Source organism: Leucobacter luti, from assembly GCF_050310065.1.
GTDB lineage: Bacteria > Actinomycetota > Actinomycetes > Actinomycetales > Microbacteriaceae > Leucobacter > Leucobacter luti_B.
The window spans coordinates 2184981-2198176 of the sequence record NZ_CP190007.1; the positions used below are offsets into that span (position 1 = coordinate 2184981).

12 protein-coding genes and 1 tRNA gene are annotated in these 13196 nt (G+C 68.7%); 1 reads left to right on the forward strand and 12 read right to left on the reverse strand.

Annotated features, from left to right (window positions below):
* Positions 1 to 132: 132 nt before the first annotated feature.
* The 12 genes from ACOPJ3_RS10000 to ACOPJ3_RS10055 form a co-directional block, all read right to left on the reverse strand.
* Positions 133 to 1701: a type I restriction-modification system subunit M gene (locus ACOPJ3_RS10000; protein WP_427869025.1), complete on the reverse strand. Its 1569-nt coding sequence runs from the start codon at positions 1699 to 1701 to the stop codon at positions 133 to 135.
* Between the two features lie 312 nt (positions 1702 to 2013).
* A tRNA-Ala gene (locus ACOPJ3_RS10005) sits at positions 2014 to 2089 on the reverse strand.
* A gap of 36 nt (positions 2090 to 2125) precedes the next feature.
* Positions 2126 to 2521: a ribosome silencing factor gene (gene rsfS / locus ACOPJ3_RS10010; RefSeq protein WP_427871214.1), complete on the reverse strand. Its 396-nt coding sequence runs from the start codon at positions 2519 to 2521 to the stop codon at positions 2126 to 2128.
* 82 nt (positions 2522 to 2603) lie between these two features.
* A complete protein-coding gene (locus tag ACOPJ3_RS10015) occupies positions 2604 to 4388 on the reverse strand; it encodes a hypothetical protein (protein WP_427869026.1) in 1785 nt (594 codons plus the stop codon).
* Positions 4381 to 4983: a nicotinate-nucleotide adenylyltransferase gene (nadD, locus tag ACOPJ3_RS10020; RefSeq protein ID WP_427869027.1), complete on the reverse strand. Its 603-nt coding sequence runs from the start codon at positions 4981 to 4983 to the stop codon at positions 4381 to 4383. The genes ACOPJ3_RS10015 and nadD overlap by 8 nt, the downstream gene beginning before the upstream one ends.
* Before the next feature lie 17 nt (positions 4984 to 5000).
* Positions 5001 to 5216 carry a hypothetical protein gene (locus ACOPJ3_RS10025; protein WP_427869028.1) on the reverse strand — a complete coding sequence of 72 codons (216 nt, stop codon included), beginning with the start codon at positions 5214 to 5216 and terminating at the stop codon, positions 5001 to 5003.
* 58 nt (positions 5217 to 5274) lie between these two features.
* Positions 5275 to 6528, reverse strand: a complete 1254-nt coding sequence (locus tag ACOPJ3_RS10030) for a glutamate-5-semialdehyde dehydrogenase (protein ID WP_427869029.1) — start codon at positions 6526 to 6528, stop codon at positions 5275 to 5277.
* A gap of 10 nt (positions 6529 to 6538) precedes the next feature.
* Positions 6539 to 7342 carry a glutamate 5-kinase gene (gene proB, locus ACOPJ3_RS10035; protein ID WP_427869030.1) on the reverse strand — a complete coding sequence of 268 codons (804 nt, stop codon included), beginning with the start codon at positions 7340 to 7342 and terminating at the stop codon, positions 6539 to 6541.
* Complete coding sequence (gene obgE / locus ACOPJ3_RS10040; RefSeq protein WP_427869031.1) at positions 7339 to 8844, reverse strand: GTPase ObgE; 1506 nt, start codon at positions 8842 to 8844, stop codon at positions 7339 to 7341. The genes proB and obgE overlap by 4 nt, the downstream gene beginning before the upstream one ends.
* Positions 8845 to 8911: 67 nt before the next feature.
* Positions 8912 to 9166, reverse strand: a complete 255-nt coding sequence (rpmA, locus tag ACOPJ3_RS10045; RefSeq protein WP_427869032.1) for a 50S ribosomal protein L27 — start codon at positions 9164 to 9166, stop codon at positions 8912 to 8914.
* Between the two features lie 34 nt (positions 9167 to 9200).
* The gene (gene rplU / locus ACOPJ3_RS10050; protein WP_200131671.1) at positions 9201 to 9509 is read right to left on the reverse strand and encodes a 50S ribosomal protein L21; all 309 of its coding nucleotides are present in this window, start codon (positions 9507 to 9509) and stop codon (positions 9201 to 9203) included.
* Between the two features lie 148 nt (positions 9510 to 9657).
* A complete protein-coding gene (locus ACOPJ3_RS10055) occupies positions 9658 to 12285 on the reverse strand; it encodes an Rne/Rng family ribonuclease (RefSeq protein WP_427869033.1) in 2628 nt (875 codons plus the stop codon).
* A gap of 278 nt (positions 12286 to 12563) precedes the next feature.
* Between ACOPJ3_RS10055 and ACOPJ3_RS10060 the strand changes: the two genes are divergently transcribed.
* Positions 12564 to 13175 (forward strand): vitamin K epoxide reductase family protein, encoded by a 612-nt coding sequence (locus tag ACOPJ3_RS10060; protein WP_427869034.1) that lies wholly within the window; start codon positions 12564 to 12566, stop codon positions 13173 to 13175.
* The last annotated feature ends 21 nt before the right edge of the window (positions 13176 to 13196 follow it).

The window sequence follows — 13196 nt, forward strand, 5'->3', positions numbered from 1 at the left end:
ACGACACGTCGCCAACCGTTACGTGCGGAAAGTCGGCGCCTCGAATAATAGCCACGTTTTCGGAGCCTTCTGTAGGCTGATCGTCGCCCCAGCCGCCTCCCACCGAATGCGACACAAGGTCACGCATAATAGTCATAGCTGCAGCCCACCAAGTCGAAGTCGAACCTCGTCCTCAAGCTCGCGTCCACGCTCGAACTCAGCGAACAATTCGCTCGTCAAACGCTCGATCTTCTCGTCGATAGGCTCGTCGTCGACCTCAGCTTCTTCGGCGCCGACGTAACGGCCAGGAGTGAGCACAAAGTCATGCTTCTCGATCTCTTCGGTCGTCGCCGACTTCGCAAAACCGGGGACGTCCTCGTACTCGCCGTCGTGGTTCCGCCACTCATGGTAGGTGTTCGCAATTTTCGCGATGTCGTCGTCCGACAGCACGCGCAGTCGGCGTGACTTCATGTCGCCGAGCTTGCGCGCGTCGATGAACAACACCTCGCCAGCGCGGGCGCGGTGGCCGTTACCGTCGCGCCCCTTCGAGACGAACCACAGCGACACCGGGATCCCGGTGTTGAAGAACAGCTTGTCCGGCATCGCCACGATGCAGTCCACGAGGCCTGCCTCGACGAGCCTCTGTCTGATCTCGCCCTCGCCGCTGCTCTTGGATGAAAGCGAGCCGTTCGCGAGCACGAAGCCGGCCGTGCCGTTCGGTGCCAGGTGGTACACGAAGTGCTGCACCCAGGCGAAGTTTGCGTTCCCAGGAGGCGGCGTGCCGTACTTCCAACGAGGGTCGTCCGCGAGGCTCGCGTCCCACCAATCGGAGACGTTGAACGGCGGGTTCGCGATCACGAAGTCAGCGCGCAGGTCGGGGTGCAGATCCTCAGTGAACGAGTCCGCCGAACGCACACCCATGTCTGCCTCGATGCCGCGCAGCGCAAGGTTCATCTTCGCGAGCTTCCACGTCGTGTCGGTGAACTCCTGGCCGTAGACGGAGATGTCAGTGCGCTTTCCGCCGTGGGCCTTCACGAACTCGGCCGACTGCACGAACATGCCGCCGGACCCGGCCGCGGGGTCGTACACACGGCCCTTGTAGGGCTCCAGCATCTCGACCAGCGTCTTGACGACAGAGCGTGGCGTGTAGAACGCGCCTGCGTCCTTGCCGGTCTCCTTGCCCGCGAACTGGCCCAGGAAGTACTCGTACACGCGGCCCAACACGTCGTCTGCGCCATGGTCATCGGTCTCCGTGAAGCCGATCGAGCCAATGAGGTCGACGAGCTCACCGAGGCGCTTCTTGTCGAGCCCGTCGCGGCCGTAGTTGCGCGGTAGCACGCCCTTGAGTGTCGGGTTCTCTTTCTCGATGAGGTCCATCGTGGTGTCGATGAGCTCGCCGATCTCGGGCTGCTTCGCCGAGTCCTGGATGGTGCCCCATCGCGCAGCGGCGGGCACCCAGAAGACGTTCTGGCTCGTGTACTCGTCGCGGTCCTCCAGGAACCCCTCGATGCGCTCCGGCTTGATTCCCTCGACTGCCAGCTCGTCCTTGAGCTGAGCGCGGCGCTCCTCGAAGCGGTCGGAGATGTATTTGAGGAACACGAGGCCGAGCACGACGTGCTTGTACTCGCTCGGCTCTTGGTTGCCACGGAGCTTGTCCGCCGCGTCCCACAGAGTCTGTTCGAGGGTGCGCTGCGGCTTTCCTGACGCGGGTCTTCTCCCCATTTTTCGATTGCTCCTTTGTGCTGGCTCACGCCACCCTGTGACGCACAAGGTGCGGGATCAGGCGTTAGCACTGATGCTATCGGGGAATTGACATCTCGCCCTTCTCAGGCAGACGAGCAGGGTCAGCAGAACTCGCATTCCAAACACGTGGGCCACCGCAAAATCGTGCAAGACCGAGCCTGATCAATCCTCAGGCGACCCATGGCCTTCTCGGCTTCAGAACCGCGCCGCGCCCACGCTTCCCCGCAGTCGACCTTGCCGCGACAATGCAGCCGGAGAAACAAAGAAAGCCCGCCAGCGGCGGGCTTTCGGTGGTGGATCTGAGGGGACTCGAACCCCTGACCCCCTGCATGCCATGCAGGTGCGCTACCAGCTGCGCCACAGACCCAGGTGAAGTCGGAGGAATGCTCCCCCGACAACTCTTCTACTTTACACCAGGAACATCCGAACCCTGCAAATCGTCGGCCGGATTCGGCGTGTCGATCATGCCCGAGATGTCGATCAGCGGGCAGTCCTGCCACAGCCGCTCGAGCTGGTAAAAGTCCCGCTCTTCCTGGTGGAAGACGTGCACGATGAGGTCGCCGAAGTCGAGCAGCACCCAGCGCCCGCTCTCGCGCCCCTCGCGGCGGATCGTGCGCACGCCGGAGTCGTTGAGCGCGTCCTCGACCTCGTCTGAGATGGCCTGCACGTTCCGTTCGACTGAGCCGCTCACGATGAGGAACACATCGGCGAGGCCGAACTGCTCCGTCACCTCGAGCGCAACGGGGCCGGTGGCCCCCTTGGAGTCGGCGGCGCGCACCGCCGTCGCCAGGTCTGCGATCACGTCTCGGGTGGGCTTCGATTCTGCGCTCAGCGTCTTTCCTTCTGTCTTGGGGCCGCGTGCGCAACCCACCTCAATGAGGTTATCCGAACATCCCGTTGCTGGCACCCCAGATGGCGATTCCAGCGACCGCGACGACGAGCCCGCCGCCGGTGAGGGAGAGCACGAGCGGAAGCTTGCTCTTCTCCTTCGCGGGCTTCGCGACGACCGGCATGTCAGTCTGCACGCGCGCGCTCACTGCGTGGCGCGCCGACACGGGAGCCGGCCCCTCGGACGCCGCCGGCGCCTCCTCGGGGGCCTCCCCCGTGATGGGATCCATCTCGATCGAGTCGTGCAGCGCCGCGTGCCCGCCGGTCTCGCCGAGCGACTTCGGGAGCTTCATGGAGCCGGTCACGTACAGGTCACCCGTCGTGCCGAGCGGGCCGCTCAGCCCGCCGGTGTCCTCCGGCATGTTCGGCAGGATCAGGGCCGACGTGTTCTGCCCGCCCGATCCCTCCTGCGCCACGGCGCGCGAGATCAGGTCGTCGAAGTCGCCGTCGGCCTTCGCGGGCCCCGGCATCGTGCGCGACGACGGATCATCGAACACCGAACGCCACTCCTCGGGCGGCGCGATATCCGGGAACGAGTACGACTCCTTCTGATCCGGGCTCGGCTGCACGGCGGGCTTCGGCTCAGCCTCGGCCACCGCCTCCTCCGTCGGCGCGGCCTCGGGCAGCACGTCCGCGGGCTCCGCCGGGATCTCGATGACCTCGGCCGCCTCTTCGGCCTGCTCCTGCGCGGGATCCTCGGCAGCAGTCTCGGGCGCGGCCTCGACAGCGGGCTCCGGATCGACGGACTCTGCGACCACAGGGGCGGACTCGGTCTCGGTCACGGTCTCGGCCTCAACCTCGACCGGAGCAGCCTCAGCCTCAGCGGCCTGCTCGCCCTTGTTGCGCTTCCAGAAGCGGCGCTTCGGCTTTGCGGCGGCCTCCTCCTCGGCGGCCTCGGCGACGACGGGCTCCTCGGCGACCTCAGCCTCAACCGGCGCTCCCGCATCAGCGTCAACTTCAGCGGCGGCCTCGCCCTGTGCCAGCAGCTCGGCGACGTCGTCCGACTGGGCCTGCGCGGCGGATCCGCCGTTCTCCGCGTCGCGGAGGTCCTGCACGGTGAACGGCTCGGTCGGCGGAGCGATCAGCGAGTCGAAGTCGGGTTCGCCGTCGAGCGGCGCGGGGCCTGCCTCGGGCTCGACCGACATCGCGGCCTCCTCGGCGGGGACCGCGTCGGCACCCTCGCCGACGATCGCGGCAGCCTCGGCGTCCTGATCCTGGGCCTCGTCGCCCTCGGTCAGATCCTCGCCCTCAGCCTCGGCCTCAGCGGCCTCGGATGCTTCGGTCTCGACCTCGCGGATCTCCGAGGACTCAAGCTCCTCAGCCTCGATCTCCAGCTCGGCCGACTCGGTCGGGGCGGCCTCCTCGGCCGCGGCGACCTCGGCCGCCTCGTCAGCAGCAGAATCCTCGGCAGCGGAATCCTCAGCAGCAGCATCAGCCGCCGACTCCTCAACCTCAGCCGGAGCCGCAGCGGCCCGCGCGGCCGCGAGCTCAACGGCCGCCGCCTCGCGCAGCGCTCGGATCTCTCGCCGGCTGCGCGGCGTCCCGTCCTCGTTGAACGGGGAAATCTCGATCTCGGCCGGCGCGGCGGGGGCCGCGGCGTCGGCGCTGGCCGGCGAGGCGTCGCTCGCGGGCGCGCTCTCGGCCGTGACGTCCTCGGTCTCCGCCTTCGCGGGAGGGGTCACCTGGGCCTCGGAGAGATCGAGCTGACCCGTCTCCCCCATCTCGCGCATGCGGCGTTCGCGGCGCGTTAGCGGCCGCTGTTCGTCCTGCTCACTCATGTTTTGTCGCTTCCTCGGTATACAAGCCGTGCTTCGCAATGTACTGCACGACGCCGTCCGGCACGAGATACCACACCGGATACCCGCGAGCAACCCGTGCCCGGCAGTCCGTCGATGAGATCGCGAGCGCCGGCACTTCTAATAGGCTGACGTGTTCACCTGAGAGCCCGGACAGCGAAAGTTCGTGGCCAGGACGCGAAACCGCGATGAAGTGGGCCAGCTCCCAGAGCCGGTCCACGTCCTTCCAGCTCAGGATCTGCTCGACCGCGTCGGCCCCCGAGATAAAGAACAACTCTGCGTCGGGCATCTGCTCGCGCAGATCCTTCAGCGTGTCGACCGTGTACGTGGGCCCCGCGCGATCGACGTCGACTCGGCTCACGGTGAAGCGCGGGTTCGACGCGGTCGCGATCACGGTCATCAGGTAGCGGTGCTCGCTCGGCGAGACGTGCTCCTTCTGCCAGGGCCGCCCGGTCGGAACGAAGATCACCTCATCGAGCTCAAAGCTCTGCGCGACCTCGCTCGCGGCCACGAGGTGGCCGTGGTGGATCGGGTCGAAGGTGCCGCCCATCACCCCGACGCGGCGTTTGGTAGCCACCTTCGAATCGCGCCCGATCAGTGCTGCTGCGTGCCCGCGCCGTGCTCGCGCGCGTACGCCTCGGCCTTGGCTGCGTGGCGGTTCGCGACATCACGGAAGGAGAAGACGACCGCGGCCATCGCGGTGAACGCGACGAAGGCGATGACGCCGAAGAAGAAGCCGGGGATCGGCAGCTCGTTGACGACGTGGTGCCCCTCTTCAGCGGCGGCGACGATCGTGGCGACAAGTGACATTGAGACCCCTGTATTCGTGACGTGTAGGTGAAATCTTTACCAGTGTACCGGGTTTGGCTCAGCGGATCTGACCGGCGCCCCGCACGAGCCACTTCGTGCTCGTGAGTTCCTGCAGGCCCATGGGGCCGCGCGCGTGCAGCTTCTGGGTCGAGATCCCGACCTCGGCCCCGAAGCCGAACTCGCCGCCGTCCGTGAAACGGGTCGAGGCGTTGACCATGACGACCGCGGAGTCCACCTCTGCGAGGAAGCGCTCGGCGTTCTGGTAGTCCTCGGTGACAATCGACTCTGTGTGCCGCGTCGAGAAGCGGTCGATATGGGCGATGGCCTCGTCGATCGAGTCGACGACCTTGACGCCCATCTCGAGCGCGAGGTGCTCGGTCGCCCACGTCTCCTCTGATGCGGCCGCGATTCCGGATCCCGCTCGCTGCGCGAGCTCGTCGCCCTCGACGGCGACGCCCGCCTCGGTCAGGGCGCCGACGAGGCGCGGCAGCAGGCGCTCGGCCGCGTCGCGGTGCACGAGCAGCGTCTCGGCCGCGTTGCACACGCTCGGCCGGTGGGTCTTCGCGTTCGTGACGATCGCGACCGCCATCTCCTCGTCGGCCGTCGCGTCGACGTAGACGTGCACGATGCCGGCGCCCGTCTCGATCACGGGGACGGTCGACTCCTGCACGACGGTCGAGATGAGCCCGGCACTTCCGCGCGGGATCAGGACGTCGACGTAGCCGCGCGCCCGCATGAGCCGGCCCGCGCCCTCGCGCCCAAACTCGTCGACCGTCTGCACCGCGTCGCCGTCGAGACCGGCGCTCGCGATCGCGCGCTGGATCACGGAGACGAGCACCCGGTTCGAATCCTCCGCCGCGCTGCCGCCGCGGAGCACCGCGCCGTTGCCGCTCTTCAGCGCGATGGCCGCGATGTCCACCGTCACGTTGGGGCGCGCCTCGTAGATCGCGCCGACGACACCGAAGGGCACCCTGACCTGGCTGATCTTGATCCCGTTCGCGAGCGTGCTGCCGCGCACGATCTCGCCGACCGGATCCGGCAGCGCGATGATGTCGCGCACGGCGGACGCGAGCGCGAAGATCCGCGCCTCGTCGAGCCGCAGCCGGTCGAGCAGGCCGTCGCCGATGCCGTTCGCCCCGCCGCGCGCGAGGTCGAGCGCGTTCGCCTCGACGATCTCCGGCACGGCGGCCTCGAGGCCGCGGGCGATCGCCTCGAGCGCCTCGTTCTTCTGGGTCGTCGTGACGGTCGCGAGCGAGCGTGCGGCGACGCGCGCGCGGTCGAGCTTGGCGAGGAAGGGATCGGCGCTAGACATGCTGTCCAGCCTAGTCCGTCACCGCCGCATCGAAGCGCGTGCCGTGGTCGGCCCCGTCGAGCACCGCGTTCAGGAGTTTCGTCTCTGTGAGCAGCACCGCCGCGCCCGCGTCGGCCGCGAGCCGCGCCGCCTGGACCTTCGTCGAGGCGCCGCCGGTCCCCCAGCCCGACTGGCTCTCGCCGATCTCGATCCCGTCGAGCGGATCGCCGTGGGGCACGTGCGCGATGCGCTCGGCGCCCACCACGTTCGGCGGCGCCGTGTAGAGCGCGTCGACGTCGGAGAGCAGCACGAGACGATCGGCGCCGATGAGCCGGGCGACGAGCGCCGCGAGGCGATCGTTGTCGCCGAACCGGATCTCGTGCGTCGCGACCGTGTCGTTCTCGTTGATGATCGGGAGGATCCCGAGCTCCAGCAGGCGCTGGATCGCGCGCCGCGCGTTGCCGCGGTGGGTCGGGTTCTCGATGTCGTTCGCGGTCAGGAGCACCTGGCCCGCGATGATCTCGTGGGTCGTGAGTGCGCGCTGGTAGCGGTTGACCAGGATGTTCTGGCCGACGGCCGCGGCGGCCTGCTGCGTCGCGAGGTCCGAGGGGCGCTCGTCCAGGCGGAGGAACGGCACGCCCGTCGCGATCGCGCCGCTGGAGACGAGGATCACCTCGGCGCCCGCGACGTGCAGCCGCGCGAGCGCGGAGACGAGCGTCGGGATGTTCCCGGCGTTCTCCCCGCTCACCGACGACGAGCCGACCTTGACGACGATCCGGCGCGCCGCGAGCAGCTCAGCGCCGATCGACTCCCCTGCCGCGTCGCCCGCGGTCACTGCTCCTCGCCCCACATGCCGGCCTCACGCTCGCGCTCGAGCTCCGCGCGGGCCTCGGCCTTCGCGTCCATGCGGTCGTGGTACTCGGCGCGGCGCTCCTTGTTGGTGCGGCGCGAGTTCGGGTCGACGCGCAGATCCGATCCGCGCGCGCCCATCTGGACCTCGGCGGCGCTCGTGACCGTGGGCTCCCAGTCGAAGACGACTCCGGATCCGGGCCCGATCACGACCGTGGAGCCGGCCGTCGCGCCCGCCTTCACGAGCGCGTCCTCGACGCCGACCTTCTGCAGGCGGTCGGCCAGGTAGCCGACGGCCTCGTCGTTCGTGAAGTCGGTCTGCGCGACCCAGCGCTCGGGCTTCGCCCCCAGCACGCGATACAGCGTGCCGTAGGTGCCGCCCTCGGTGACGACGCGGAAGCCGCCGTCGTTCACGGCCTTCGGGGTGAGCACGATACGCTCGCGCTCGGGCTCCTCGGCGATCCGGCGCTCGCGCTCGTCCTCGACGAGCTGGCCGAGCGCGAAGCCGAGCTCGCGCAGGCCCTCGTGGGAGACGGTCGAGATCTCGAACACGCGGTAGCCCTGCGCCTCGAGCTCGGGCCGCACGAAGTCGGCGAGCTCGCGCGCCTCGGGCACGTCGATCTTGTTGAGCGCGACGAGCTGGGGGCGCTCGAGCAGCGGGATCTGGCCCTCGGGCACGGGATACGCCGCGAGCTCGCCCTTGATGACCTCGAGATCGGAGAGCGGATCGCGGCCCGGCTCGAGGGTCGCGCAGTCGAGCACGTGCAGCAGCGCGCTGCAGCGCTCGACGTGGCGCAGGAAGTCGAGGCCGAGTCCCTTGCCCTCGCTCGCGCCCTCGATGAGGCCGGGAACGTCGGCGACGGTGAAGCGCCGCTCCCCCGCCTGCACGACGCCCAGGTTCGGGTGCAGCGTGGTGAAGGGGTAGTCGGCGATCTTCGGCTTCGCGGCGCTCATCGCCGCGATCAGGCTCGACTTGCCCGCGGAGGGGTAGCCGACGAACGCGACGTCGGCGATCGTCTTGAGCTCCAGGGTGAGCGAACCCGCCCACCCCTCCGTGCCGAGCAGTGCGAAGCCGGGAGCCTTACGCTTCGAGCTCGCGAGCGCGTGGTTGCCGAGGCCGCCGATCCCGCCCTTGGCCGCGACGTAGCGCAGGCCGGGCTCGTCGAGATCGATGATCGTCTCGCCGGCCTCGTCCTTCACGACCGTGCCGACGGGAACCGAGAGGACCATCTCCTCGCCGTTCGTGCCCGCGCGGTAGTCGCCGGCGCCGTAGCCGCCGTTCTCCGCGCTGCGGTGCGGCCGCCTGTGGAAGTCGAGGAGCGTCGTGACCTGCGGATCCGCGAGCAGCACGATGTCACCGCCGTGCCCGCCCGCGCCGCCGTCTGGGCCCGCGAGCGGCTTGAACTTCTCGCGCCGGATCGAGACGCAGCCGTTGCCGCCGCGCCCGGCCTGGAGGTGCACCTGCACGCGATCTACGAACGTGGCCATGCCTCGTTTCCTTCCCTAGATACGGCAAAAGGCGAGCCGAAGCCCGCCTCGCCGTTGATGTGCCTGGTTAGGCAGCGGTCACGATGTTGACGACCTTGCGGCCGCCCTTCACACCGAACGCAACCTCGCCCGCGGCAAGCGCGAACAGGGTGTCGTCGCCACCGCGGCCCACGTTCGAGCCGGGGTGGAAGTGCGTGCCGCGCTGGCGGACGATGATCTCGCCGGCGTTGACCTGCTGGCCGCCGAAGCGCTTCACGCCGAGACGCTGTGCGTTCGAGTCGCGGCCGTTGCGGGTCGAGCTGGCGCCCTTCTTATGTGCCATGAGTCTCTACTCCTTCAGTGCTGCTCTACGGCGATTACTTGATGCCGGTGACCTTGAGGCGCGTCAGATCCTGACGGTGCCCCTGGCGGCTCTTGTAACCGGTCTTGTTCTTGTACCGCTGGATCACGATCTTCGGGCCGCGGAGGTCATCGAGGACCTCAGCCGTCACCTTGACCTTGGCGAGCTTCGCCGCGTCGGTCGTCACCTGATCGCCGTCCACGAGGAGCACTGCGGGAAGCTCAAGCTTGCCCTTGGCGTCACCCGCCACACGATTCACGGTGATGATCGAGCCGACCTCGACCTTCTCCTGTCGACCGCCTGCGCGCACTACTGCGTAAACCACTTGTCACCCTTTTCTCGAGGATCGTTTCCGAGTCGAAGCGCAGCCCGGCCGCGTCCGAAGTCTAAGATGTTCGCCGCCCACGAGGGCGGCACCAACGCTCAATAATATCTTGAATGACCGGTATCGGTCAAATGAGGCCGCCCGCGTGTCACTCTTCCCCGGTCGCGCGGCGCTTCACCGTCGCGTCGAGCGCCTCCGCGAGCGCGAGCTGCGCGGCCTGGGCGTCGTCGGCCTTGTGGCCGGCGTCCGCCGCGGGAGCGGCCTTGGCCGCCGTGCTGCCAGCAGCCTGGGTCACCCTGCGGTTCTTCGCGCGGCCAGTGCCGGCTGCCGGAGCCTCGGGGAGCGCGTCGAGCACCGAGTCGAGGAGGTTCCCCGACGGCGGCGTATGCTGCGCCGGCTGGGCCTGCTGCGCCGACGGCGACTGCTGCGCCTGCTGGCGAGGCTGACCCGACTGACCCGCCTGGCTCGACTGACCCTGCTCGCTCGCGCCGCGATCGCGGCCCGCGCGCGAGCGCACGCGGCCGGTGCGCTGCGGCTGCTCGCCGCCGCGCTCCGCGCCGCCATGGCCACCGCGGGCACCCGAGCCGGCGGCCTCGGCCGCGTGCTCCTCGGCGCGCTCATTCTCCTTGAGGCCGGAGATCGTGGAGGCCGCGACCTGCGCGAGCATGTTCTTCGCGCCGTCGGTCAGCGCGTGCGTCTGCGACTTCGCCTCGGCCTGGCTGTTGCCGTGGTTCTGCTGGCCGCCGTTGCCGCCGCCCTTGCCGCGCTTCGAGTGGTTGCGCGATCCACCGCTGTCGCCGCCGCGGTGCTTCGCGACGGGCTCGTGGTGGACGATGATCCCGCGCCCGGCGCAGACCTCGCAGGGCTCGCTGAACGACTCGAGCAGGCCGAGGCCGAGCTTCTTGCGGGTCATCTGGACGAGGCCGAGCGAGGTGACCTCGGCGACCTGGTGCTTCGTGCGGTCGCGGCCGAGGCACTCGACGAGGCGGCGCAGCACGAGGTCGCGGTTCGACTCGAGCACCATGTCGATGAAGTCGACGACGATGATCCCGCCGATGTCGCGCAGCCGCAGCTGGCGCACGATCTCCTCGGCGGCCTCGAGGTTGTTCTTCGTGACGGTCTCCTCGAGGTTGCCGCCCGAGCCGACGAACTTGCCGGTGTTCACGTCGACCACGGTCATGGCCTCCGTGCGGTCGATCACGAGCGAGCCGCCCGAGGGCAGCCAGACCTTACGGTCGAGCGCCTTCGCGATCTGCTCGGTGATCCGGTATTCGTCAAAGACGTCGCGGTCGCCCTCGTACTGCTCGACGCGCTGCAGCAGATCCGGCGCCACCTGCGAGAGGTAGTCGCTGATCGTCGCGTAGGTGTCGGCGCCCGAGATGAGAAGCTTCTGGAAGTCCTCGTTGAAGACGTCGCGCACGATCTTGATGAGCATGTCGGGCTCGGAGTGCAGCAGCGCGGGCGCGCCACCCTTCTCGACCCGCTTCTGGATCGACTCCCACTGCCTGGTCAGGCGCTGCACGTCGTGCGTCAGCTGATCCTCGCTCGCACCCTCGGCCGCGGTGCGCACGATCACGCCGGCGCCGGAGGGCAGGACGGCCTTCAGGATCTTCTTCAGGCGTGCGCGCTCCGTGTCGGGGAGCTTCCGGGAGATGCCGTTCATGGCGCCGCCGGGAACGTAGACGAGGAAGCGGCCGGGCAGCGAGATCTGGCTCGTGAGGCGCGCACCCTTGTGGCCGACCGGATCCTTCGTCACCTGGACGAGCACCTGGTCGCCCGGCTTCAGCGCGTTCTCGATCTTGCGGGCCGTGTTGCTGCCCTCGAACTCGGACCAGTCGACCTCGCCCGAGTACAGCACGGCGTTGCGGCCGCGCCCGATGTCGACGAATGCGGCCTCCATGCTCGGCAGCACGTTCTGCACGCGGCCGAGGTACACGTTGCCGATGAGCGAGCTCTCGCTCGAGCGCGCGACGTAGTGCTCGACGAGGACCTTGTCCTCGAGCACGCCGATCTGCACGCGGTCTGCCGTCGTGCGCACGACCATCTCCCGGTCGACCGCCTCGCGGCGCGCGAGGAACTCCGACTCCGTGATCACCATGCGGCGGCGGCCCGCGTCGCGGCCGTCGCGGCGGCGCTGCTTCTTCGCCTCGAGCCGCGTCGAGCCCTTGACCTTCTGCGGCTCCGTGATGACGGGCGCCTGGCGCTGCTGGCGGCGGGGCTCCTCGACCTCGTCGCGCGGGCTGTCGCCGCCAGAGCGCCTGCGGCCACGGCGAGATCCCGAGCCCTGGCCCTGGCCCTGGCCCGAGTCCCGCTCGTCGCGATCGTCGTCGCGGTGGGAGTGGTCGCGGTTGATGTGGCTGTCGAGCAGCTCGTCGAGCTGACGGAAGTCGCTCTGCGGGTGCTCCGCGCGGCGGAAGTCGCTGCGGCGCGGGCGCGGCTGCACGGGCGGAACGTCAGGCGCCAAGAAGATGAGGCGCGTCGTCGCGCGGAAGCGCTCCTGCTGCGACATCTCCGAGAGCGGGAGCAGCAGCTGCGGGCCCTCGGGCTTCGCGGGCTGGGCGTCGGCGTCCGGCGTTGCCGCGGCGTCGGCGTCAGCCTCGGCCGCCGACTCCTCGGCCGACTCCCCCGCCAGCTCCCCCGACGTCTCTGCCGCGGTCGCGTCGGGCGTGTCCGGCGCCTGCTCCTCGGTCGTTTTGGCCGTTTCGGTCGCTGCGTCCTGTGCAGCTTCTTCCGATTCCGGCGTTTCCGGGTTCGATGCTGTGGTGTTGTTCACCATTCCTGGTGTCTCCTCTGCCCGGGAGAAACTCGTTCGTCCCGGGAACCTGTGTCGTGCGGTGGTTCCCGCAAATCCTGTTCTCCGCGGATTTTTCATCCGCGTTCGGTCGATCCTCGACCGATGGCGATCTTCCGATCCCCAAAAGACTGTGCGTGCGACACTCCCGCGTGGGAATCGCACCGTCGTCCATTATGTCATGACCATGCTGAACATGCAGGCGCGCCCGCAGCGAACGCCCGCTCGACCGATCTCACAGTCCGGATGGATAGGATCGCGGCATGAGCTCAGAGCCTCGCACGACCAAGCGTCCCCTGGCGTTCGCCCTCTTCACGATCATCGCGGGCGTCGTCGGCTTTTTCGCCTCGTTCGAGCTCCTGACCGAGTACATCAAGACGCTGCAGAACCCGGACTACGTGCCGAACTGCGCCGTCAGCATCCTCGTCACCTGCGGGCCCAACATGGGATCCTGGCAGGGCTCGCTCCTCAGCTTCAGCAATACGATCATCGGCGTCGCGGCCTTCATGGCCCCGATCGTCGTCGGCGTTGCGCTGCTCGCCGGCGCCCGCTTCGCGCCGTGGTTCTGGCGCGTCTATCAGCTCGGGCTGTTTGCCGGAATCGTGTTCGTGTTCTGGCTCTTTTCCCAGAGCGTGTACGTGCTCGGCACGCTCTGCCCCTGGTGCATGGTCGTCTGGACGGTCACGATCCCGCTGTTCTGGATCACGCTCTTCCACCCGGACGCCTCCGGCGCGATCGCGGGCCCCGCGAAGCGCCGCGAGGCCTTCAAGACCCTGCTCTCCTGGTCCTGGGTGATCATCCTCATCTGCTTCCTCGTGATCGCGTTCTTCGCCCAGATCCAGCTGGACTGGATCGCCGAGTTCGCCCGCCGCTAGCCGCGCGCTCCGCGGTCCGCG

Excerpts from the sequence above, each read along its gene's own strand:
- rpmA (WP_427869032.1), bottom strand. The coding sequence starts at position 9,166 with ATGGCACATAAGAAGGGCGCCAGCTCGACCCGCAACGGCCGCGACTCG.
- ACOPJ3_RS10055 (WP_427869033.1), bottom strand. The coding sequence starts at position 12,285 with ATGGTGAACAACACCACAGCATCGAACCCGGAAACGCCGGAATCGGAA.
- ACOPJ3_RS10060 (WP_427869034.1), top strand. The coding sequence starts at position 12,564 with ATGAGCTCAGAGCCTCGCACGACCAAGCGTCCCCTGGCGTTCGCCCTC.
- ACOPJ3_RS10015 (WP_427869026.1), bottom strand. The coding sequence starts at position 4,388 with ATGAGTGAGCAGGACGAACAGCGGCCGCTAACGCGCCGCGAACGCCGC.
- obgE (WP_427869031.1), bottom strand. The coding sequence starts at position 8,844 with ATGGCCACGTTCGTAGATCGCGTGCAGGTGCACCTCCAGGCCGGGCGC.
- ACOPJ3_RS10000 (WP_427869025.1), bottom strand. The coding sequence starts at position 1,701 with ATGGGGAGAAGACCCGCGTCAGGAAAGCCGCAGCGCACCCTCGAACAG.
- ACOPJ3_RS10025 (WP_427869028.1), bottom strand. The coding sequence starts at position 5,216 with ATGTCACTTGTCGCCACGATCGTCGCCGCCGCTGAAGAGGGGCACCAC.
- ACOPJ3_RS10030 (WP_427869029.1), bottom strand. The coding sequence starts at position 6,528 with ATGTCTAGCGCCGATCCCTTCCTCGCCAAGCTCGACCGCGCGCGCGTC.